Source organism: Nakamurella panacisegetis, assembly GCF_900104535.1.
GTDB classification, from domain to species: Bacteria; Actinomycetota; Actinomycetes; order Mycobacteriales; family Nakamurellaceae; genus Nakamurella; species Nakamurella panacisegetis.
The window spans coordinates 1,465,469-1,483,754 of record NZ_LT629710.1 but is presented as its reverse complement, the minus strand read 5'-3'; the positions used below and the strand labels follow the sequence as shown (position 1 = coordinate 1,483,754).

Below are 18,286 nucleotides of genomic sequence, written 5' to 3'. Positions count from 1 at the left end.
CAGGGTAGGGGCTCTGGCGAGTTCAGCCCAGGTACCGGCCGGTGAACCAGGCTCTCCAGTTCGCGGTGGCCTGGGCGACCGGGAGGTGGCCGCCGAGGTGGCTGGGATCGGGGAACAGGGCGAACGGGTTCTGGTTGGCCTTGGCGTACAGGGCAGCGCCCACCTGCATCATCGTCCGATAGCCGTAGGCCTGGTTCAGGTAGAGGAACACCGACCCGGACAGGGCGTAGTAACCGGCGCTGTCGGTGGCCGACGAACTGTAGATCTGGCTCCGGGTGGGCATGGCGTCCGACAGATGGGCCCGCAGCCACGCCGGGTCGATGTCTGCCGGGTCGTACGGCTCCGGGTACCCGATGTCGCCGGCGTCCCCCAGCGCCTGGCGGTGCAGGACCTCCACGGCGACGGCGACGCCCTCGGCGCCCCAGGTCGGCGGCGAGTCGTCGGTCCGGTACGCCAGCTGGGAGTTCCGGTTCATCAACTGGTGGGTGGACTCGTGGGCGGCCACGTCGGAGACGTATTCCCGGCCCTGCTCGTCGTTGGGGACGACGACGTGGTCCGACCCCAGTAGCATCACGACGATGCGGGACTGGGTGGCGTGCGAACCGCCCTGACCCGGTCCCAGCGCGTCGGACAGGGGGACCGTCACGTTGGATTCCTGGGGTGGGGCGTTGGCGCCCAGGAACCACCGGAACGGCCGGTCGGCCAGGAAGATCACCTGGCCGTGGGGTGGGGTCAAGCCCGAACCGGCCAGCTGCTGATCGGCCCAGGTGACGGCGTCAGAGGCCGCGCGCAGGGCCGACGCCGACCAGAACGCCAGGTCGGGGTCGGCGGCCGCGAACACCACCGCGACCGTGGCGCTGTGCACCACGCCGAGCTTGCAGCCGCAGTCCAGCGGGTCGGCCAGGAAGGCCGGCTTCCAACCGGTCACCGTCAGCACCGACCGTCCCTTGCTGGTACTGACGGCGACATCGATCCGGTAGGGGATTCCGGGCAGCGTCCCCGCGTCGTCGTAAGGGGTTCGGATGCCCAGCACCACCGTGCGGCTGAAGGTTCCGGCCGCGTCCGTCGCCCCGGAGGAGTAGTCGTCGGCCGGGACGAACTGCGCCGCCGCCACCCCCAGGGTGGTGGCGTTGGCGAACCACTGCCCGACGCGCGTTCTCAGGGCCGGAGCGAACGACGCCAGGAAGGCCGGTGCCCGGCCGCCCTGGAGATCCCGCGCGAGCGTGGCCAGGAGCGGCTGGAACAACCGGTCGTGGGTGCTCTGCAGGGTGAGCGGTGCGCTGGACGACGCGGGCGTCGGGGTCGGTTCGGCGGACGACGGTGCGCTGGGCGACCCGACCGGCGCCTCGGACAGCGGTGGCTGGGAGGACGTACTGGTCACCGCGATGGAGGTCGATGGCGGGGCACTGGTGGCCGAGGAGCTGCCCGGAGCCGTCGACGAGCCCGTGCAGGAAGTCAGGCCGAAACCGAACAGGACGGCAACCACGACGAACGTGTGCTGCCGTCGTTTCATCCGCGCCGTCCCCGCCCTGGTGGCCTGCTGCGGTCCGGCAGGGCCGCGCGCATCTGCAGGGTAGCGCCGTAGGGCGCGTCATGTGGCAACGTGGGACGAATGGGTCGACGGCAGGAACGCACCGGGCGGCGGCCACCGCCGTTGCCGATCCGGGACGGGTTGAACCCCAGCCGGGTGCGGCTCCCGGAGAGCGGGCCGTGGACCACCACGCTGGAATATCTGCTGGCCCGGTTCCACGTCGAGCGGGAAGCCCTGCTGGCGAAGGTGGCCGCGGCGGAGGTGGTCGACGTCGACGGTGTCCCGGTGGACGACGCGATGCCGTTCCGGGCGAACTCGTTCGTCTGGCTCTACCGTGACCCGGCGATCGAGCCCCGGGTGCCGTTCGAGGTGGACGTGCTGTTCCAGGACGACCATCTGCTGGTCGCCGACAAACCGCACTTCCTGTCCAGCCTGCCCAACGGGTCCTACATCGTGGAGTCAGCGGTGGTCCGGTTGCGCCGGGCCCTGGATCTGCCCGACCTGTCGCCGTTGCACCGGCTCGACCGGATCACCGCCGGCGTACTGCTGTTCTCCCTGAACCCGCGGGAGCGCGGGGCGTACCAGACCATGTTCGCCCGCCGTGAGGTGCGCAAGTCCTATCGGGCCGTGGCCGGCTTCCGGCCCGATCTGGCCCTGCCGCACGTCGTGACCAGCCGCATCGTCAAGGACCGGGGTACGCCGACCGCCTACGAGACGCCGGGGGAGTCCAACGCCGTGACCCGGGTCGAGTTGATCAAGGCGCGCGGCGACCGGGCCCTGTACCGCCTCGACCCCAGCACCGGCAAGACCCACCAACTCCGGGTGCACCTGAACTCCCTGGGCATCCCGATCGAGAACGACCCGTTCTACCCGCGCCTGCTCGACGTCCCGCACGACGACTACTCCCGGCCGCTGCAGTTGCTGGCGGCCGAGATCGCCTTCACCGACCCGGTCACCGGGCAGGAACGTCATTTCGCGTCCCGCCGCCGGCTGGAGAACTGGACGTCAGGCCAGATGGAAGTACTCGGTCAGCCGGACTGAGCCGTCGTCGGGCCGGGCTCCCTCGGGCAGGGCGAAGAACTTGCCCATGATGGCCTGCCACCGCAGGTTGATCGGCTCGGCGTCCATCGCCCGCTGGGCGGCCGCGTAGTCGTCCGTCTCCAGGTACCCGACCACCAGCCCGTCCGGCTTCCGGACGAACAGCGAGTAGTTCCGCCACCCGGTCCGGCTCAGGGCTTCCAGCATTTCCGGCCATACGACTTCGTGGGCCCGCAGGTACTGCTCGAGCATGTCGGGCTTGATCTGCAGGAGGAAGCAGACGCGTTCGGTCACGGGATGTCCTGTCGGTGCGGGGTCGGGGGGGGGGGGGGGGGGGGGGGGGGGGGGGGGGAGGCGATGTGCCGGAGGCGATGGGTCGAGTTCCGGGGGCGATCGGTCAGGCGGTGAGTTCGGCCGGGGCCGCATCCAGGGCGGTCCGGATGGCTTCCATCAGGGTGCGGGCGGACGCGGCGGTCAGCTCCACCGCGACTCTGGCCCCGGGGCCGTCCTTCGGTGACGCGAAATCGATGTTCAGCGTGTGATCGGCCATGGCGTGCACCGGATGATCGAAGTAGACCACTCCGTCGGTGACGTGGAACCATTGCCCGCCAGGGCCTTTCGCGCTGCCGTCGATGTCGGTCCGGACGGTGAGGTAGGTGCACACGGCTTCAGCTCTCCCGATCGTCGTCGCTGGACAGGTAGGTGGCGTAGAACGCGGCGATGCGTTCCCAGCCGTCCTTGGCGGCCTCCGGCCGGTAGGCCGGGCGGTCGGTGGCGAAGAACGCGTGGCCGGCCCCGGCGTAGCGGTGGACCTCCACCTGCTTGCCGTTGGCCTGCAGGATCCGGACCAGTTCGTCCACCTCCTCCGGGCTGGGGAACCGGTCGTCGTTGCCGAACAGGCCGAGCAACGGTGCCCGGAGGTTCGGCAGTTGGTCCACCAAGTTGCCGATGTGCAGGGGATACCCCTCGGGCGGTGTCCCGGTGACGAACGCGCCGTAGCAGTCCACCGCGGCGTCGACGTCGACCGTGCAGGCAGCGAGCACACTCTGCCGGCCACCGGAGCAGTACCCGATGACACCCACCTTGCCGTTGCTGCTCGGCAGCGAACGCAGGTAGGCGGCGGCCCCGGCGACGTCGCCGACGAGGCGGTGGTCCGGGACGCCGCCCTTGGCCCGCCCGGCGGCCGCCGCGTCGTCGGGCGACGCACCCGGGGCGTCGCGGTAGTAGAGGTTGATGCAGATGGCGTCGTAGCCCAGTTCGGCGAACCGCCGGGTGATCTCTTTGTGGCCACGGTCGAAGCCCGGCATGTGATGGATGACGATCACCCCGCCGTGCCGGTGTGCTTCGGCCGGGAGAGCGACATAGGCCTCGACCTCGTCGCCGCCGTCACCGGCGATCTTGATTGTCCGGGTGGTCATGGAATCGGACATGAGCTGGTGCACCGCACCTTTCGTTTCTCGGTCGGGTGGATGAGGGCGAGTACGGGCTCAGGGACCGAGGTCCCACAACAGGCGGTAGTAGGCCGTGCGATCGGGATCGGGGTCGATGCCGTAGGCGTCCAGCAGTGCCGGTTCCCAGCCCTGGCCGTAGTTCCAGTTCGTCGACCAGGTGGCCACGGCCAGGTCGGCCCAGCGGTCGGCGACCCCGAGCGCGCCGAGATCAACCAGGGCACGATAGTTCCCGGCCTCGTCCAGCAGGGTGTTGGGGGCGCAGGAATCACCATGGCAGACCACCGCCTTGTCCACCGGCGGCGGGTTGCGCAGGATGTCAAGGGCGCGGTCGTGATCCAGATGGGCGTGGATCGGGTGCCATCGGGACGGATCCTGGCGCGGCATGCCCTCGATCACCGTCCGACGTGTGTCCGCGGACCAGTCGAACGGGCAGTCCTCGACCGGCGCCGCGTCGTGCAACCGGCGGAGCCCGGATCCGATCGCCCGGACCGCGGCGGCCGGATCGGCCCGCCATCGCTCGGTGACGGCGTTCTCGCCGGGGATGCCGGCCGTCAGCAGAAACTGGCCGTGCTCGTCCGATCCCGACTCGAGGACGGCCGGCACGCTCGCGTACGGCGCGACCCACCGCAGTCGTTGGACCTCGCGACGCAGGTCGGGGCCGCCGGGCGGCGAGTGCTTGACGAACCGCCGCCCCGGGCCGTGGCCCAGTGAGAAGGTCAGGCCGCCGAGTTCGTTGCGCCAGACCGCGGTGATGGCCTCGGCTCCGGCCAGGCGCCGCACGACCGACGGGACAACCGGGTCGGTGGGTCGACCGGAGAGGAACATTCGCCCAGCCTGCCACCTGCCGATAGCGTTGATGGGATGAGCACCGTCTCGCTGATCGGCGGCGGCTGGTCCGCGCCGGAGTTGTACGCGGCCTTCGTGGCCGAATCGGCCGGGGAGATCGCCTGCGTGGTGATCGACGAGGGCGACGGCGCCGACCAGTTCGAGCGCTGGTCGGCGGCGCTCCGAGCGGCCGGGGACTGCCGTCCGGCCCCGGTGCTGGTGCCGGTCGGCGAACACCTGGATGTCGCTGCCCTCGGCGATGCCGGCGGGTTGCTGGTCTGCGGCGGTCTCACCCCGGCCTATGCGGCCGCAGTGACCCCGGTCGCGTCCGATCTGCGTCGGTGGCTGGAGGACCGGCCGTACTGCGGTTTCTCGGCCGGGGCGGCGATCGCCGGGGAGCAGGCCGTGGTCGGCGGCTGGACGGTGAACGGGCGCCCGTTGATCCCCGAGGACGCCGGAGAGGACTTGGGCGAGGTCACCGTGGTCGACGGCCTCGCCCTGGTGCCGTTCCTGGTCGACGTCCACGCCGGACAGTGGGGAACCGTGCCCCGACTGATCGAATCGGTCCGGGTCAGCGGCGTTCCGGGGCTGGCCGTCGACGAGGACACCGCCGTCACGGTGGCCGCCGGCCAGGTTCGTGTGTCCGGTCGCGGGCACGCGCACCTGGTGCGTCCCGGCGAGGACGGAGCGGTGGCGGTGACCCGCTACCACGCGGGGCAGGTCGTCCCGGTCGGTTGACGCCGGAATGCCCCGGCCGACGGTGTGGTTGCACTGGTCATGAGTGATCTGACCGTCTACACGACGTCCTGGTGTCCGTTCAGCCGTCGATTGGTGACCGACCTCGATCGGGCCGGCATCGAATTCGACGACATCGACGTGGACGAGGACGGCGAGGCGGCGGCGCTCGTGCAGAGCCTGAACAACGGCAACCGGACCGTGCCGACCGTGGTCTTCGCCGACGGAACGTCCCTGACCAACCCCCCGATCGCGCTGGTGAAGGCCCGACTCGCAGGCTGAGAGCATGCCGGGCGGCCACCCGACCTCTACCGTGTCGGGCATGAGCCAACAGCCGACGTTGAGCGGTGCCGGTCTGATCCTGCGGGCGGTCGTCCCGGCCGACGGGGCCGCCCTGATCGCGATCCTGCGGACCCCCGAGGTGGCCCGCTGGTGGGGCGACGACGTCGACGACGACACGTGGCCGGTCGACGACGATCCGGACACCGTCAAGTTCGCCATCGAGGTCGACGGGCGGGTGGCCGGTCTGGTCCAGTACAGCGAGGAACTCGACCCGATGTACCGGCACGCCGGGATCGACATCTTCCTCGATCCGAAGTTGCAGGGCCGCGGGCTCGGCCGGGAGGCCGTGCGGACCCTGGCCCGGTACCTGTTCTCGGAACGGCGGCACCATCGGATCGTGATCGATCCGGCGGCGCAGAATCATCGCGCGATCAGCACGTACGCCGCGGTCGGATTCCGTACGGTCGGGGTGCTCCGCGAGTACGAGCGCAACCCGGACGGGACCGGCTGGCACGACGGCGTCCTGATGGAACTTCTGGTTTCCGAGTTGACCTGACCGCCCAGGACCCTCGATGGCCCTTGACATGTAAGTCACACAGGACTCGAATGAGGCCGCGCGTCCGGGCAACGGGGCCAGGGTGCACGCACGAATCGAGGTCGGCATGAAACGTTCTCGTCTTCGTCTGGCGTTGCTCGCCTGCGCGGTGGCCGCGAGTGGGTGGGGTGCGCTGCCGGCGGCAGCGGTTCCGGCCACCACGGCGCCCCCGGCCGCGGCCGCCGACGGGCCCGGAACGTTGAGCCATTTCGATCTGGCTCGCAAGGACTGCCTGGGCACGGCCCGCAACACCACGTCGAAGATCTGGTACACCGTGGCCGGAGGCGTGCTGTCCGATGTCTACGCGCCGACCGTCGACACCACTAACGTCCAGACCATGCAGTTCCTGGTCAGTGACGGTTCCTCGTTCACCGACCTGCAGTCCCGGGACATGACCTACACCGTGTCGGCCGACCGGACCGGGATGACGTGCACCGTCGTCTCGACCGCCAAATCCGGCCAATACCGCCTCACCACAACATATCTCACCGACACCAACCGCTCCAGCGTGGTCGTGCACACCCGCTACACCCCGCTCGTCCGGGCGGCCGCGCACTTCCGGCTGTACGTCCGGCTGGATGCCACGGTCGGCGGGAACGGCGGCGGCGGGCCGGGCAATGGCGGCGCCGATTCGGCCACGGTCGACCGCAGCACCGGATCGCCCGTCCCCGTCTCGTACGACACGGTCACCACGACGAACGCCGCGAACCGCGACTACGCCGTCCCGAGTTACCTCGCGTTGCGGGCCGACCGGCCGTTCACGGCGGTCAGCTCCGGCTTCGTCGGTAGCGCCAGTGACGGCCTGGCCGAGCTGGACGCCGGGCACACCCTCTCCCCGCTCTACGACAACGCGGCGTCGGGCAACGTCGAGCAGACCGCCGCGGTCTCGCTGGGCCGGGATGGCTCGAGCACCCTGGCTCTCGGATTCGGCACCACCCAGGCCGCCGCGGTGGCCACCGCCGGTGCCACGGCGCGGACCCCGCTGCCCCGGCTTCTGGCGCAGTACGAAGCCGGTTGGCTCCGTTACGACGCCGGTCTTCGTCACCCGTGGCTCCACCGGACGGGACTGACCCGGGCCCAGCAGGCGGCTGCGGTCAAGGAGTACTACGTGTCGGCCAACGCGGTGAAGTCCAGCGAGGACAAGACCTTCCCGGGCGCCATCGTCGCCTCGCTGGCCTCGCCGTGGGGGCAGGCCGTCTCGGCGGGCGATCCGGCCAACACCTATTTCGGCTCCTACCGTGAGGTCTTCGCCCGCGATCTCTACGAGGCGTTCACCGCGCTGCTGACCGACGGCGACCTGAGCACGGCCCGGGCCAGCACCAGATTCCTTCTCCTGCAACAACAACTGCCCGACGGATCGATGCCCCGCAACACACTGGTCAACGGCAAGGTAGCGCCCGACTCGTTCAACATCCAGTTGGACGAGGCGGCCTATCCGATCCTGATGGCGTTGCAGTCCGGGCTCGGCGGCGACAACGCTCTGTGGCCGCACATCAAGTCGGCGGCCAACTTCCTGATCAGCCACGGCCCGGCGTCCGGACCGGAGCGGTGGGAGGAACAGGGCGGCTACTCGCCGTCGACCATTGCCGCCGAGATCGCGGGCCTGGTCGCCGCCGGAACCATTGCCCGGCAACACGGTGATGCGGACTCGGCCCGGGTCTGGTTGGCCACCGCCGATCAGTACCAGCGCAGTATCAAGGGCTGGTCGCTGACCACCAACGGTCCCCTGTCGGCCCAGCCGTACTTCATCCGGCTGTCCAAGACCGGTGACCCCAACGCCGCCATCACCTACAACGTCGGCAACGGCGGACCCACCCTCGACCAGCGCAGCGTCATCGATGCCGGGTTCCTCGAACTGGTTCGGCTGGGCGAACTCTCGGCCTCCGACCCGGATGTGCAGAACTCGCTGAAGGTGGTCGACGCGACGCTCGAGAAGCAGACTCCGAGCGGCCCGGGCTGGCTGCGCTACAACGGCGATGGTTACGGCGACTGCAGCGCTCCGGCCGACGGTGGCTGCACCACCCCCGGCGCACCGTGGGCCCCGTCGAACAAGGGCACCGGGCACATCTGGCCGGTTCTGTCGGCCGAGCGCGGCGAGCAGGAACTGGCCGCCGGGAACGGGCAGTTCGCCGGCCAGTTGCTGGCCGCCATCGACAACATGTCGTCCGGGGTCGGGTTGGTGCCCGAACAGGACTGGGACACCGGAGATCTCGCCGCCTCGGCGTTCGGGACCGACCCGACGGTCGCTTCCATCGGGTTCGTCGACGGCCGGCCGGCCGGCTCCGCGGCCCCGCTGACCTGGGGCAGCGCCTCCCAGGTGCGCCTGGTCGCGGATCTGAGTACCGGCCGGGTGCTGGAGCAGCCGCGGCAGACCGTCGATCGATACGTCAAGCACGCGCAGGGCAGCACCACGCTCACCGTCACCTCGCCGCAGGACGGCTCGGCCGCCACCGGCACCGTCCAGGTCACCGGGACCGCGGCCGTCGGCGCCACCGTCGACGTGGCCGATGTGGCCACCGACGGCAACTCGGCAACCACTGTGGCCTCGGCGGAAGTCGGTGCCTCCGGGACGTTCTCGATCCCGGTGACGGTCGCCGCGGGAGCCAACGTGCTGGTGGTGACGGCCACGGCACGCAACGGGGGGACGGCTCAGCAGGTGGTCTCGGTCATCAACGACATCGTGGTGGGTACCAAGATCTACGATCAGGCCGATCCGACCGGCGACGACAACGGCCCAGGCAACTACGCCTATCCGACGGCGAGTGACTTCCACGCCGGAGCCTACGATCTCACCGATTTCCAGATCTACGACACCGGCTCCACGATCACCTTCCGGGTACAGACGCGCGACCTGACGGCCACTTTCGGCAGCGCGCTGGGGGCGCAGTTGATCGACCTGTACGTCACCGCCCCGGGCGCTACCCCGACCTCGACCGGAGCGTCCTACGCGAGCCGCAACTATCGTCTGGCCACGCCGTGGAGCCGTCTGTTGGAGGTGCAGGGATTCGGGCAGCGGTTCATCGACGCCGCGGGCACGACCGTCGGCACGATCACCATCTCGGCCAAGGCGATCTCCCGCTACATCACGTTCACCGTCGACAAGTCGGCGCTCGGTGGGACCCCGGCGTCCGGTTGGAAGTTCGCCTTGACCCTGACCGGGCAGGATGGATTCAGCCCGGACAACGCGAGGGTGTTCGCCCCGACCCCCCAGCCCTACGCGTTCGGGGAGTGCTCCGCCGGGTCGACCGGCCCGCTCTGCACGGCCGACCCCGGCAACCTGCCGAAGATCATGGACACCCTGGTCCCGGCCGGGGTCCTCCAGAGCGACGAACTGGACTACACGCAGCACGATCCGGTCGTGGTGTCGGCGGTCACCCTGCCGTGATGGACCCGGTCGGGGGCCGGCCGCGGCCCGCCCCCGACCAAGCGGCCGCCTACAGGCCGGCCCACCAGCGGGTGACGGGCGTCCGGTCGGCCGGCACCACCCGCTCGCCCGGCTGCGGTGCGATGACCGCGTCGTGATCGGCCACCGCCAGCAACCGCTCGATCGGTTCGGACCAGCCGTGCAGGGCCAGATCGAAGGTGGCCCAGTGGATCGGAAGCATCACCCGGCCGCCGAGATCGCCGTGCGAGCGCCAGGCCTCCTCCGGGTTCATGTGGATGTCCGGCCACTGGTCGCCGTAGGCACCGATCGGCAGGATGGTCAGATCGAATGGGCCCAACCGGGCACCGATCTCGGCGAAGGCCGGGGTGTATCCGGTGTCGCCGCCGAAGTACACGCTGTGCTCGGGACCGGTCAGCGCCCAGGACGACCAGAGCGTCACGTTGCGCTTCAATCCACGCCCGGAGAAGTGCCGGGCCTCGGTGCAGGTCAGCTTGATCCGGCCGGCCTTGGCCTCGTCGTTCCAGTCCAGCTCGACGATCCGGTCCTCCGGGACACCCCATTTACGGAGGTGGGCGCCGATGCCACGAGGCACGAAGAACGGCGCCGACTGGGAGAACAGGAGGGCATTGACGGTCGGCAGATCCAGGTGGTCGTAGTGGTCGTGGGAGATGATCACTGCACTGAGCTCGGGAAGATCCTCCAGGGCCATCGGAACCGCGTGCAGCCGATGGGGTCCGATGGTGGTCGACGGTGAGACCCGGTCGCCCCACACCGGGTCGGCCAGGATCCAGTGGCCGTCGAGTTCGATCAGCGCGCTCGCGTGACCGAGCCAGGTCACGGCGAGGTCGCCCGCCTCGGACGCGGTGACCGCGTCGGTCAGCGGCACCGGACCGCTCGGCTTGCCCTTGTCACGCCGGGTGAGCATGCCCTTGATCAGGCTGGGCGTCGAGCCGGGGACGAGTTGGGCACTGGGCAGCACGTTGTGGAAGACGCCGTCCTCGTGCTGGGGCGCCCCGGCGACCTGCGACACGATGCGCCGCGGCGGGGCGCCCATGGCCGCCGGCAGGCCGCGGGTCGCGCGGCGCAGGCGGTAGAGCCCGGTACCGGCCGCGGCCAGTGTCGCGGCGGTGATGACGGAGGACAGGCCGCGGGTGCGACGGGAGGCGGGCATCGCTCCAGTGTTCCAGCCCGTCGGGGCGGCCCGGTGCCATTCGGCCGTCAGCAGATCGAGCGGCCTCTGCTCGATGACCGGCGCAGATCAGGTCGCGATGGTCTTGTCGACGTAGCACCACTTCCAGTCCTCGCCGGGTTCGATCGAACGCATCAGCAGGTGCCCGGTCTCGCTGAAGTGGGCGCGGGCGTGCCGGTACTGGGAGGAATCACAGCAGCCGACGTGGCCACAGGTCAGACACATCCGCAGGTGGGCCCAGGTGGCGATGCCCTGGGCATGGCACTCCTGGCAGACCGCCGGTGAGGTGTAGGTCGGCTCCGGGCCGAGTTCCTTCACGTGCAGGCAGACCATGGGCAACTCCAGATCGGTGGCAGCGAACTTCCGGTGGGGCGAATATTTGCAGGCGGGATAGCGTCTTACTTGCGGACAGGTCGACGGTGCCCGGTTCCAGCGACTCGACCCCCGACTGCCAGGAGGCTGGAGAACATGTCAGGCGCCACCATCTTGATGCTAGTGGTCGGGGCGATCGCGATTGCCGCGGCGTCCCGCCGGTGGGGTTGGCCCACCCCGTTGGTGCTGGTGGTGGCCGGTCTGGCGCTGTCGTTCGTGCCAGGTATCCCGAACATCGAACTCGATCCGGACATCGTCCTGTTCGGGGTGCTTCCGCCGTTGCTGTTCAACGCCTCGCTGGACACCTCCTACCTCAACCTGCGCGCCAACTTCCGGCCGGTGGCGTTGCTGTCGATCGGTCTCGTCCTGTTCACCACGGTCACGGTCGGGGTGGTCGCCTACCTGGTGGTCGGCCACGACCTCGGCTGGGCGCTGGCCCTGGTTCTCGGCGCCGTGGTCTCGCCACCCGACGCGGTGGCCACCACCGCGATCGCCCGCAACCTCCGGCTGCCGCGGCGCATCCTCACCATCCTCGGCGGGGAATCGCTGCTCAACGACGCAACCGCGCTGACCGCCTACCGGGTGGCGCTGGGCGCGGTCGGGGCCACCGTGTCGGTGTGGCACGGCGTCGGGCTCTTCGCCCTGGCCGTGGTGGTCGGGGTCGGGATCGGCCTGGTCCTGGGCATCGTCGGGGCCTGGTTGCTGTGCCGCCTGTCCGACCCGCTGGTCGAGGTGGCGATCTTCCTGATCCTGCCGTTCGGCGCCTACGCCTTGGCCGAGGAACTGCACGGCAGCGGCGTCCTGTCGGTGGTGGCGGCCGGGATCCTGCTCGGCCGGAAGATGCCCAAGATGCACTACGCCACCCGTCTGCAGGGGGCGTCGGTGACGGCGACCATCGACTTCGTGCTGGAGACGCTGGTCTTCGGGTTGATCGGCCTGCAACTGCCGTCGGTGATCCAGAATCTGACCGGCCGCGACCCGGGCACGGTGACTGGGCTGGTGGTGGCGGTGGTCCTGACCGTGCTGGTGACCCGGATCGTCTGGATGTTCCCGGCGACCTACCTGCCGCGAAAGCTGTCCAAGAAGATCAGCGCCCGGGAGAAGCGACCGTCGCTGGCCCAGGTCACGATCATTTCCTGGGCCGGGATGCGCGGGGTGGTCACGCTGGCTGCCGCGTACGCCATCCCGGTGACCGTCAACGGGGAGAAGCTCCCGGGCCGCGACCTGGTACTGCTGTGCAGCTTCGCCGTCGTGCTGGCCACCCTGCTGCTACAGGGCCTCACCCTGCCCTGGCTGATCAGACGGGTCCACCTGCCTACCGGCGAGGACCAGTCGGACGCGTTGGCCGAGGCCCAGGCTGCCCAGCAGGCCGCCCAGGCCGCGGTCGAACGACTGGAGGAGATCGCCCAGGCCGAACTGCCGGACAGCGCGTCCATCGTCGATGACCTCCGCAACTCGGCCGAGTCCCGCGCCAACGCGGCGTGGGAGCGGCTGGGCCCGCAGGGGGAGGACCGGCAGGAAACACCCTCCGAGCTCTACCGCCGCCTCCGTCGCGACATGCTCAACCAGGAGCGCACGGTCTACATCGGGGAGCGTGACCGGGGCCGGATCGACGACGAGGTGTTGCGCCGCGTCCAACGTGAACTCGACCTCGAGGAGGCCATGCTCGATCGGTGAGGCCGCCGAGCCGGGAGGTCGGATCCCCGACGCCATGCACTCGACGTGACGGTTGACGACAGGGGACACCTCGTCGTCACGTTCAACGCCGCGAGCCTGTAGGGCGGGGCGCCGATCCCACCGCGAGAGGCGACCAGGCGCTTCGGGTTCGGCCCGGCTGTGTCACGGTTCCCGCGTCCGTTCCGGCCTGCCAGGGCTGGGTCAACTGCTCCGAGGGCGGCGCGTGCGGTACAGGCGCCGGGCCCACAGGTAGGACAGCGCGGCGATACCTACGCTCCAGGCCACGGCGGTGATGCCGTCGTGGCCGATCGGAGTTCCCGTGAGCAGGCCCCGGACCGTCTCGGTGACCGGGGTGAACGGCTGGTACTCGGCGAACTGTCGAAGGCCGGCGGGCAGGGTGGACGTCGGCACGAAGGCGCTGCTCAGGAAGGGCAGCAACAACAGGATCATCGGGGTGTTCGATGCCGTCTCCACACTGGCCGCGGCCAGTCCGAGGGCGGTGGCCAGCCAGGTGAGCGCGAACCCGAAGAGGATCAGGACACCGGCCGCGGCCAGCCATTCGACCGGCCCGGCCGTCGGTCGGAAGCCCAGCGCAACGGACACCGCCAGCACCACCACCAGGCTGACCGCGGTCTGGATCAAGCTGGCCACGACGTGTCCGGTCAGGACGGCCGAACGGGCGATGGCCATGGTGCGCAGGCGATCGATGATCCCGCCGGTCATGTCCATGGCCACCACGATCGCGGTGCCCTGGACGGCGCCGCCGATGGTGATCAGCAGGATGCCCGGCGTGATGTACGTCAGGTAACCGGTGCGTCCGGTGTGACCGCCGGACAGCGCCGGTCCGAGTCCGTTGCTCAGCTGCCCCCCGAAGACGAAAGCGAACAGCAGCAGGAAGATGATCGGCATGCTGATCTGCAGGAACACCAGCGACTTGTAGCGCAGCAGGCGTCGCAGGTTCCGCCGCAGCAAGGTGGAGGAGTCGGTCAGGGTGTAGGCCAGAGTGGTCATGATGCAGGTACCTCCTGCCCGGTCGGGTGGCCGGTGATCGCGAAGAAGACGTCGTCCAGGTCGGGGGTGTGGACGGAGAACTGCTCGACGTCGAGCTGCGCGTCGTCGAGCCGCTCGAGCAGGCGCCGGAGCGAGGCGACGTCACCGTCGCTCGGCAGTTCGAGCAGCAGCCGGTCCTCGTCGCGCGAGGTGGTCTCGAACAGGTCGGCCGCCGCGGCCAGGGCTTGCGGCGAGCTGAACTGCAGCCGCACGTGACCGCCCGGTATCCGCCGCTTCAGCTCGTCCGGTGTGCCGTGCGCGACGATCCGGCCCTTGTCCAGGACGGCGATCTCGCCGGCCAGGTGGTCGGCTTCGTCCAGGTACTGGGTGGTCAGGAAGATGGTGACCCCGCGGGCGGCGAGATCCCTGATGATGTCCCACATCTGACGCCGGCTGCGCGGGTCCAGACCGGTGGTCGGTTCGTCCAGGAAGATCACCCGGGGCGAGCCGATCAACGTCATGGCCAGGTCGAGCCGGCGGCGCATGCCGCCGGAGTAGGTGGACACCGGCCGGCGGGCGGCGTCGACCAGGTCGAACCGTTCCAGCAGCTCGGCGACCCGGACCCGGCCGCCGTCGCGGCCCAGATGGCTCAGGTCGGCCATCAGTCGCAGGTTCTCCTCGCCGGTGAGAAGGTCGTCCACGGCGGAGAACTGACCGGTGACGCCGATGGTCGCGCGGACGCCGTCGGGGTCGGACTGCACGTCGTGCCCGGCCACCTCCACCCGGCCGGCGTCGGACGGGATCAACGTGGACAGGATGCGGACGATCGTGGTCTTGCCGGATCCGTTCGGGCCGAGCAGGGCGAAGACCGTGCCTTCCGTGACGACGAGGTCGACGCCCTTGAGAACGTCATTGGCGCCGAACGACTTTCGCAGGCCGGTGGCGACGATGGCCAGCGGTCGAACACCATTCATGAACGTGCCTTTCTGTTCACCTCGATGAGCTCGCCGCTCTCGATCAGTGCGGCGCGCCGCACCTTCCAGTCCTGTTCGAGCCGCGGCATCTGCTCGACCAGGAAGTCGGCATAGGCCGACATCTCCGACAGCAGGGCGCGCCGATGAGCCGGTGCGTCCTGGAGCACGTCGAGGCCGTCGCGGGCCAACTGCCCGAGCTCGATGTACTCGGAGGTGTCCATACCCAGTGCCTCGGGGGAGCCCATGTCGAGCCGGACCCGATCCATCCGGTCTCCGGCCACTCGGGTCCGCAGCACGATGTGGATCGACTCGAGCACCTTCACCGCATTGGCGATGGCGCTGCGGCTGGCCAGTAGGGCGTCGGCCAGCTCACCGACGCTCTGCTCGGGTGGATCGCACACGGCCAGGTAGCCGATCAACCGGCCCACCATCGGCGGGAAGCCGTAGCGGCGGGCGTAGAAGCGGGCGGTGTGATCGGCGAACGTGATTTCGGCGTCGCTCGGCATGCGAGCACGGTATCGCATAGTGTCCTGAAATGCCACAGATTTGTGTGATTTGGTGCGAGGGCCTGTGGTCCGGATCAGCCTGTCAGTTGCCGAAGCCTGAGTTGCCGATCTTCCGGGGCCGCCAGTACCGGCAGCAGCACCTCGAAGCACGCTCCGGACGGGACGGGGTGGCAGAGCACGTCGCCGCCGACCGCCCGGACGATGGCCCGGGAGATGGGCAGTCCCAACCCGGACCCTCCCCGCCGCGGGCGGCGGCCACCCGGACGAAACGGTCGAAGACCCGTTCCCGGAACGGCTCGGGCACGCCGGGGCCGGTGTCCGTCACCCGTACCGACAGGGCGCCGTCCCACACGGCCCGGGTGACGGTGACCCCGTCCCCGAGCGGCGTGGCCGTCGCGGCGTTCTCCAGCAGGTTGCCGAAGGCGCGTTGTAGCTGGTCAGGATCGGCCAGGACCAGCGCATCCGGCCTGTCGGGAAGTACGACGGCGAGGTCCGGACGGCGCCGCCGGAGCAGGCACATCTCGCGGTCGACGCATCGGTTGACGATCCCTGGCGTCCGTCAGCCCAGGAAGTAACCCGCGACGTCACCCAGAACGTCGGTGGTGCCGCCCGATTGGTTGTCCAGGACGATCTTCCCGTCGGCTCCGATCGGGACGATCACCAGATTGGCCACCGTCGCTCTGGCCGCGAAGTCCAAGTTGGAAGCGTTCGGGGCCGACTGGTCGGACGGGAATACGCGCAGGTAGCCGCCGGCCGCCGGTCCGACGACGGTGACGTTGATGGCCACCGCGGTCGCGGTGGACGGGATGCTCGTGGCGCCGCTACCGGTGCCGGCGACCTGCAGCGCGATCGCCCGCGAAGCGGCAACGGTGCTCGAGCCGCCCTTGCCTGACCGGGTGTCGAGCAGCCGCACGGGACTGTTCATCGCCTGATAGGTGCCGGTCAGGGTCGGCTGGCCGGCGAGATAGTAGCCCGTCACGTCGGCCAGCAGGTTGGTGGCCCCCGGGGTGTTGTTGTACAGCGAGATCTGGCCGCCCGCCTGTCCGGAGGGCTGATTGGCAACGCTCAGTCGGACGGTGGCCAGGTTCGGGGTGGTGGCCCCGACCACGTAGTTGACACTGGACGCGTTGGGCGCCGAGGTGCCGGTCGCGAAGGCCGTCAGGTAGCCCGGCTGGCTGGGAGCGACCGCGGTCAGGTTCATCACCGCAGCGCCGGCCGAGCCATCGTTCGGAATCGTGCTCTTGACCCCGGTGACCTGCACGACGGTGGTCGAATGGGCCGCCGCCGGCTTGGGCCGGGTGTCGAGCAGCCGCACCGGCGATGTCAGGGGTTGGAAGGTTCCCGGAGCGGATGCTGGACCGGCGCCGGCCAGGTAGTAGCCGGCTACGTCGGCGATCATCTGAACGGAGCCGGAGCCGCCGTTGGCCAGGGTCACGGCACCACCGGTGCCGAGGCCGACCGTGACCAGGTTCGCCGCGGTCTGGCCCTTGGCGTAGTTGACGTTCGAACCGCTGTTCGTGCCCCCGGCCGGCGCCACCGAGATGTTGCCCGCCGTGGTCGGAGCGGTCGCGGTGACGTTCAGTACGACGGCGCTCACGCCGGTGGACGGAACTCCCCCACGCCCGGCGACGGTCAACGTCAGCCGCCCGGTGCTGGGCACCGCGCCGGCCTTGGCTCCGAGCCCGCTGCGGGTGTCCAACAGACGGGTCGGGCTCAGCGGCTCGAAGGCACCGGCGGCGCTCGCCGCGGTCCGGGTTCGTGGGAAGGCGGCGCCGACCAGCTGTACGCCGTTGGCGTCCCGGCCGGCGGTGTCCTGGTCGACGCCGATGCCGCAACCGTCCCCGGTGTCGTCGAGGGGAAGGCTCTGGATGACGACCAATCCACGCGTCGGAGTGGGCGCGGTCGTGTCGTGCGATGTAGAGCGCCAGTACGCGCTGACCCCGGGCATCGTGTCGAGGTCGGCCTTGGTGAGTCCGGCGTTGGCGCCGATGTAGACACCCGCCTTGAAGCCCTTGGCGATCACGGCTGCGGCCCACGCCTTGACCCACGTCATCAGGTTCGAGTGAGTGGTGTTCGTGGTCTGCTCGAGGTTGAGGAAGATCATTCCGCCGGCGGGGTACTTGGCGGTCGTGGCATACGTCGCTGCCTTCTGGCCCTGGGTCGTACCGTTGCCTCCCTGGTTCGCCCAGTACTGCTGGTAGTAGCCCTGGAACAGCACCACCTTCAGGCCCGCGGCCGCGGCGTTGTTGTACGTGGCGAAAGTGGTTTCGTTCGTGTTCACGAATGCGAACGAATAGCCCTTCCCGCTCAGGCATGACATCTGGGTGGCGTTCACCACGCCGATCTGGTCGAGTCCCTTCAACCCGGGCGTGACGATGGACCGGGTGCCCGCCGGCGCGGTCACGGCGGCTGGGTTCAGCACGGTGGACGCCGCCGCGGCGGCCTGAGCCTGGGCCCGGGGAGACGACAACTGGTCCGTCCCGGTCGGCGCGGTGGACGGAGTCGTCGGTGTGACGGGTGGGGCGGCCGACGCGGCGGCCGGAATCGCCGTCAGGACAGCGGCGCCCATCGTCACGGCAACTGCGGCCCGGAGGGTCGAGGAACGCAGGAAGGAGGAAAAGCGCATGCGGGGACCACCAGGTGTTTCGAGGGTTCGGCCCGGAAGGGCGCACGGTTGTTTCGCCAATGCAATCACATGGACCGCCGAAACCATAGTTAATGAGATCCATGTCAATG

Annotated in this window: 17 protein-coding genes and 1 pseudogene; 6 read left to right on the top strand and 12 right to left on the bottom strand. The window is 69.8% G+C overall.

Annotated features, from left to right (window positions below):
- Positions 1-22: 22 nt before the first annotated feature.
- Entirely contained in the window at positions 23-1,513 is a 1,491-nt protein-coding gene (locus tag BLS97_RS06505; RefSeq protein WP_090475237.1) for a hypothetical protein, read from the bottom strand.
- A gap of 99 nt (positions 1,514-1,612) precedes the next feature.
- Here BLS97_RS06505 and BLS97_RS06500 point away from each other — a divergent pair, with 99 nt between their 5' ends.
- Positions 1,613-2,572 carry a pseudouridine synthase gene (locus tag BLS97_RS06500; RefSeq protein ID WP_090475235.1) on the top strand — a complete coding sequence of 320 codons (960 nt, stop codon included), beginning with the start codon at positions 1,613-1,615 and terminating at the stop codon, positions 2,570-2,572.
- On the opposite strand, the gene BLS97_RS06495 is transcribed toward BLS97_RS06500, so the two are convergent.
- The 4 genes from BLS97_RS06495 to BLS97_RS06480 form a co-directional block, all read right to left on the bottom strand.
- Complete coding sequence (locus BLS97_RS06495) at positions 2,537-2,821, bottom strand: L-rhamnose mutarotase (RefSeq protein WP_407938042.1); 285 nt, start codon at positions 2,819-2,821, stop codon at positions 2,537-2,539. The genes BLS97_RS06500 and BLS97_RS06495 overlap by 36 nt on opposite strands.
- A 145-nt stretch (positions 2,822-2,966) precedes the next feature.
- Complete coding sequence (locus BLS97_RS06490; RefSeq protein WP_090475230.1) at positions 2,967-3,233, bottom strand: DUF6295 family protein; 267 nt, start codon at positions 3,231-3,233, stop codon at positions 2,967-2,969.
- 4 nt (positions 3,234-3,237) lie between these two features.
- The gene (locus BLS97_RS06485; RefSeq protein WP_090475229.1) at positions 3,238-3,999 is read right to left on the bottom strand and encodes a dienelactone hydrolase family protein; all 762 of its coding nucleotides are present in this window, start codon (positions 3,997-3,999) and stop codon (positions 3,238-3,240) included.
- A 57-nt stretch (positions 4,000-4,056) separates the two neighbouring features.
- Positions 4,057-4,845, bottom strand: a complete 789-nt coding sequence (locus BLS97_RS06480) for an aminoglycoside 3'-phosphotransferase (protein WP_090475227.1) — start codon at positions 4,843-4,845, stop codon at positions 4,057-4,059.
- A gap of 36 nt (positions 4,846-4,881) precedes the next feature.
- On the opposite strand from BLS97_RS06480, the gene BLS97_RS06475 reads away from it, so the two are divergent.
- The 4 genes from BLS97_RS06475 to BLS97_RS06460 all read left to right on the top strand — a co-directional run bounded on the left by BLS97_RS06475 (position 4,882) and on the right by BLS97_RS06460 (position 9,842).
- Positions 4,882-5,583 carry a type 1 glutamine amidotransferase family protein gene (locus BLS97_RS06475; RefSeq protein WP_090475225.1) on the top strand — a complete coding sequence of 234 codons (702 nt, stop codon included), beginning with the start codon at positions 4,882-4,884 and terminating at the stop codon, positions 5,581-5,583.
- A 39-nt stretch (positions 5,584-5,622) separates the two neighbouring features.
- Positions 5,623-5,862, top strand: a complete 240-nt coding sequence (locus BLS97_RS06470; RefSeq protein ID WP_090475223.1) for a mycoredoxin — start codon at positions 5,623-5,625, stop codon at positions 5,860-5,862.
- A 40-nt stretch (positions 5,863-5,902) separates the two neighbouring features.
- On the top strand, positions 5,903-6,418 hold the full coding sequence (locus BLS97_RS06465) for a GNAT family N-acetyltransferase (protein ID WP_090475221.1): 516 nt from the start codon (positions 5,903-5,905) through the stop codon (positions 6,416-6,418).
- 106 nt (positions 6,419-6,524) lie between these two features.
- Entirely contained in the window at positions 6,525-9,842 is a 3,318-nt protein-coding gene (locus BLS97_RS06460) for a glucodextranase DOMON-like domain-containing protein (protein ID WP_090481522.1), read from the top strand.
- A 49-nt stretch (positions 9,843-9,891) separates the two neighbouring features.
- On the opposite strand, the gene BLS97_RS06455 is transcribed toward BLS97_RS06460, so the two are convergent.
- Both BLS97_RS06455 and BLS97_RS06450 read right to left on the bottom strand, forming a co-directional pair.
- Positions 9,892-11,013 carry an MBL fold metallo-hydrolase gene (locus BLS97_RS06455; protein WP_090475220.1) on the bottom strand — a complete coding sequence of 374 codons (1,122 nt, stop codon included), beginning with the start codon at positions 11,011-11,013 and terminating at the stop codon, positions 9,892-9,894.
- An 87-nt stretch (positions 11,014-11,100) separates the two neighbouring features.
- Positions 11,101-11,364 (bottom strand): UBP-type zinc finger domain-containing protein, encoded by a 264-nt coding sequence (locus tag BLS97_RS06450; protein ID WP_090475218.1) that lies wholly within the window; start codon positions 11,362-11,364, stop codon positions 11,101-11,103.
- Positions 11,365-11,499: 135 nt separating this feature from the next.
- Here BLS97_RS06450 and BLS97_RS06445 point away from each other — a divergent pair, with 135 nt between their 5' ends.
- Complete coding sequence (locus BLS97_RS06445) at positions 11,500-13,080, top strand: Na+/H+ antiporter (protein WP_090475216.1); 1,581 nt, start codon at positions 11,500-11,502, stop codon at positions 13,078-13,080.
- 201 nt (positions 13,081-13,281) lie between these two features.
- Here the strand turns inward: BLS97_RS06445 and BLS97_RS06440 are convergent, their stop codons facing one another.
- The 5 genes and pseudogenes from BLS97_RS06440 to BLS97_RS06420 form a co-directional block, all read right to left on the bottom strand.
- Positions 13,282-14,091: an ABC transporter permease gene (locus BLS97_RS06440; RefSeq protein WP_090475214.1), complete on the bottom strand. Its 810-nt coding sequence runs from the start codon at positions 14,089-14,091 to the stop codon at positions 13,282-13,284.
- Positions 14,088-15,044: an ATP-binding cassette domain-containing protein gene (locus BLS97_RS06435; RefSeq protein ID WP_090475212.1), complete on the bottom strand. Its 957-nt coding sequence runs from the start codon at positions 15,042-15,044 to the stop codon at positions 14,088-14,090. Before BLS97_RS06435 ends, BLS97_RS06440 begins: the two co-directional genes overlap by 4 nt.
- Positions 15,041-15,550 carry a GbsR/MarR family transcriptional regulator gene (locus tag BLS97_RS06430; protein ID WP_090475211.1) on the bottom strand — a complete coding sequence of 170 codons (510 nt, stop codon included), beginning with the start codon at positions 15,548-15,550 and terminating at the stop codon, positions 15,041-15,043. Before BLS97_RS06430 ends, BLS97_RS06435 begins: the two co-directional genes overlap by 4 nt.
- A gap of 74 nt (positions 15,551-15,624) precedes the next feature.
- Positions 15,625-16,070 (bottom strand): annotated as a pseudogene (locus BLS97_RS06425) (sensor histidine kinase).
- A gap of 39 nt (positions 16,071-16,109) precedes the next feature.
- A complete protein-coding gene (locus tag BLS97_RS06420) occupies positions 16,110-18,176 on the bottom strand; it encodes a glycoside hydrolase domain-containing protein (protein ID WP_157695233.1) in 2,067 nt (688 codons plus the stop codon).
- Between the last annotated feature and the right edge of the window lie 110 nt (positions 18,177-18,286).

What these genes read in the sequence shown, in the direction of transcription:
- BLS97_RS06505 (WP_090475237.1), bottom strand. Translation starts at nt 1,513, where the DNA reads ATGAAACGACGGCAGCACACGTTCGTCGTGGTTGCCGTCCTGTTCGGT.
- BLS97_RS06500 (WP_090475235.1), top strand. Translation starts at nt 1,613, where the DNA reads ATGGGTCGACGGCAGGAACGCACCGGGCGGCGGCCACCGCCGTTGCCG.
- BLS97_RS06495 (WP_407938042.1), bottom strand. Translation starts at nt 2,821, where the DNA reads ATGCTCGAGCAGTACCTGCGGGCCCACGAAGTCGTATGGCCGGAAATG.
- BLS97_RS06485 (WP_090475229.1), bottom strand. Translation starts at nt 3,999, where the DNA reads ATGTCCGATTCCATGACCACCCGGACAATCAAGATCGCCGGTGACGGC.
- BLS97_RS06480 (WP_090475227.1), bottom strand. Translation starts at nt 4,845, where the DNA reads ATGTTCCTCTCCGGTCGACCCACCGACCCGGTTGTCCCGTCGGTCGTG.
- BLS97_RS06475 (WP_090475225.1), top strand. Translation starts at nt 4,882, where the DNA reads ATGAGCACCGTCTCGCTGATCGGCGGCGGCTGGTCCGCGCCGGAGTTG.
- BLS97_RS06470 (WP_090475223.1), top strand. Translation starts at nt 5,623, where the DNA reads ATGAGTGATCTGACCGTCTACACGACGTCCTGGTGTCCGTTCAGCCGT.
- BLS97_RS06465 (WP_090475221.1), top strand. Translation starts at nt 5,903, where the DNA reads ATGAGCCAACAGCCGACGTTGAGCGGTGCCGGTCTGATCCTGCGGGCG.
- BLS97_RS06460 (WP_090481522.1), top strand. Translation starts at nt 6,525, where the DNA reads ATGAAACGTTCTCGTCTTCGTCTGGCGTTGCTCGCCTGCGCGGTGGCC.
- BLS97_RS06455 (WP_090475220.1), bottom strand. Translation starts at nt 11,013, where the DNA reads ATGCCCGCCTCCCGTCGCACCCGCGGCCTGTCCTCCGTCATCACCGCC.
- BLS97_RS06450 (WP_090475218.1), bottom strand. Translation starts at nt 11,364, where the DNA reads ATGGTCTGCCTGCACGTGAAGGAACTCGGCCCGGAGCCGACCTACACC.
- BLS97_RS06445 (WP_090475216.1), top strand. Translation starts at nt 11,500, where the DNA reads ATGTCAGGCGCCACCATCTTGATGCTAGTGGTCGGGGCGATCGCGATT.
- BLS97_RS06440 (WP_090475214.1), bottom strand. Translation starts at nt 14,091, where the DNA reads ATGACCACTCTGGCCTACACCCTGACCGACTCCTCCACCTTGCTGCGG.
- BLS97_RS06435 (WP_090475212.1), bottom strand. Translation starts at nt 15,044, where the DNA reads ATGAATGGTGTTCGACCGCTGGCCATCGTCGCCACCGGCCTGCGAAAG.
- BLS97_RS06430 (WP_090475211.1), bottom strand. Translation starts at nt 15,550, where the DNA reads ATGCCGAGCGACGCCGAAATCACGTTCGCCGATCACACCGCCCGCTTC.
- BLS97_RS06420 (WP_157695233.1), bottom strand. Translation starts at nt 18,176, where the DNA reads ATGCGCTTTTCCTCCTTCCTGCGTTCCTCGACCCTCCGGGCCGCAGTT.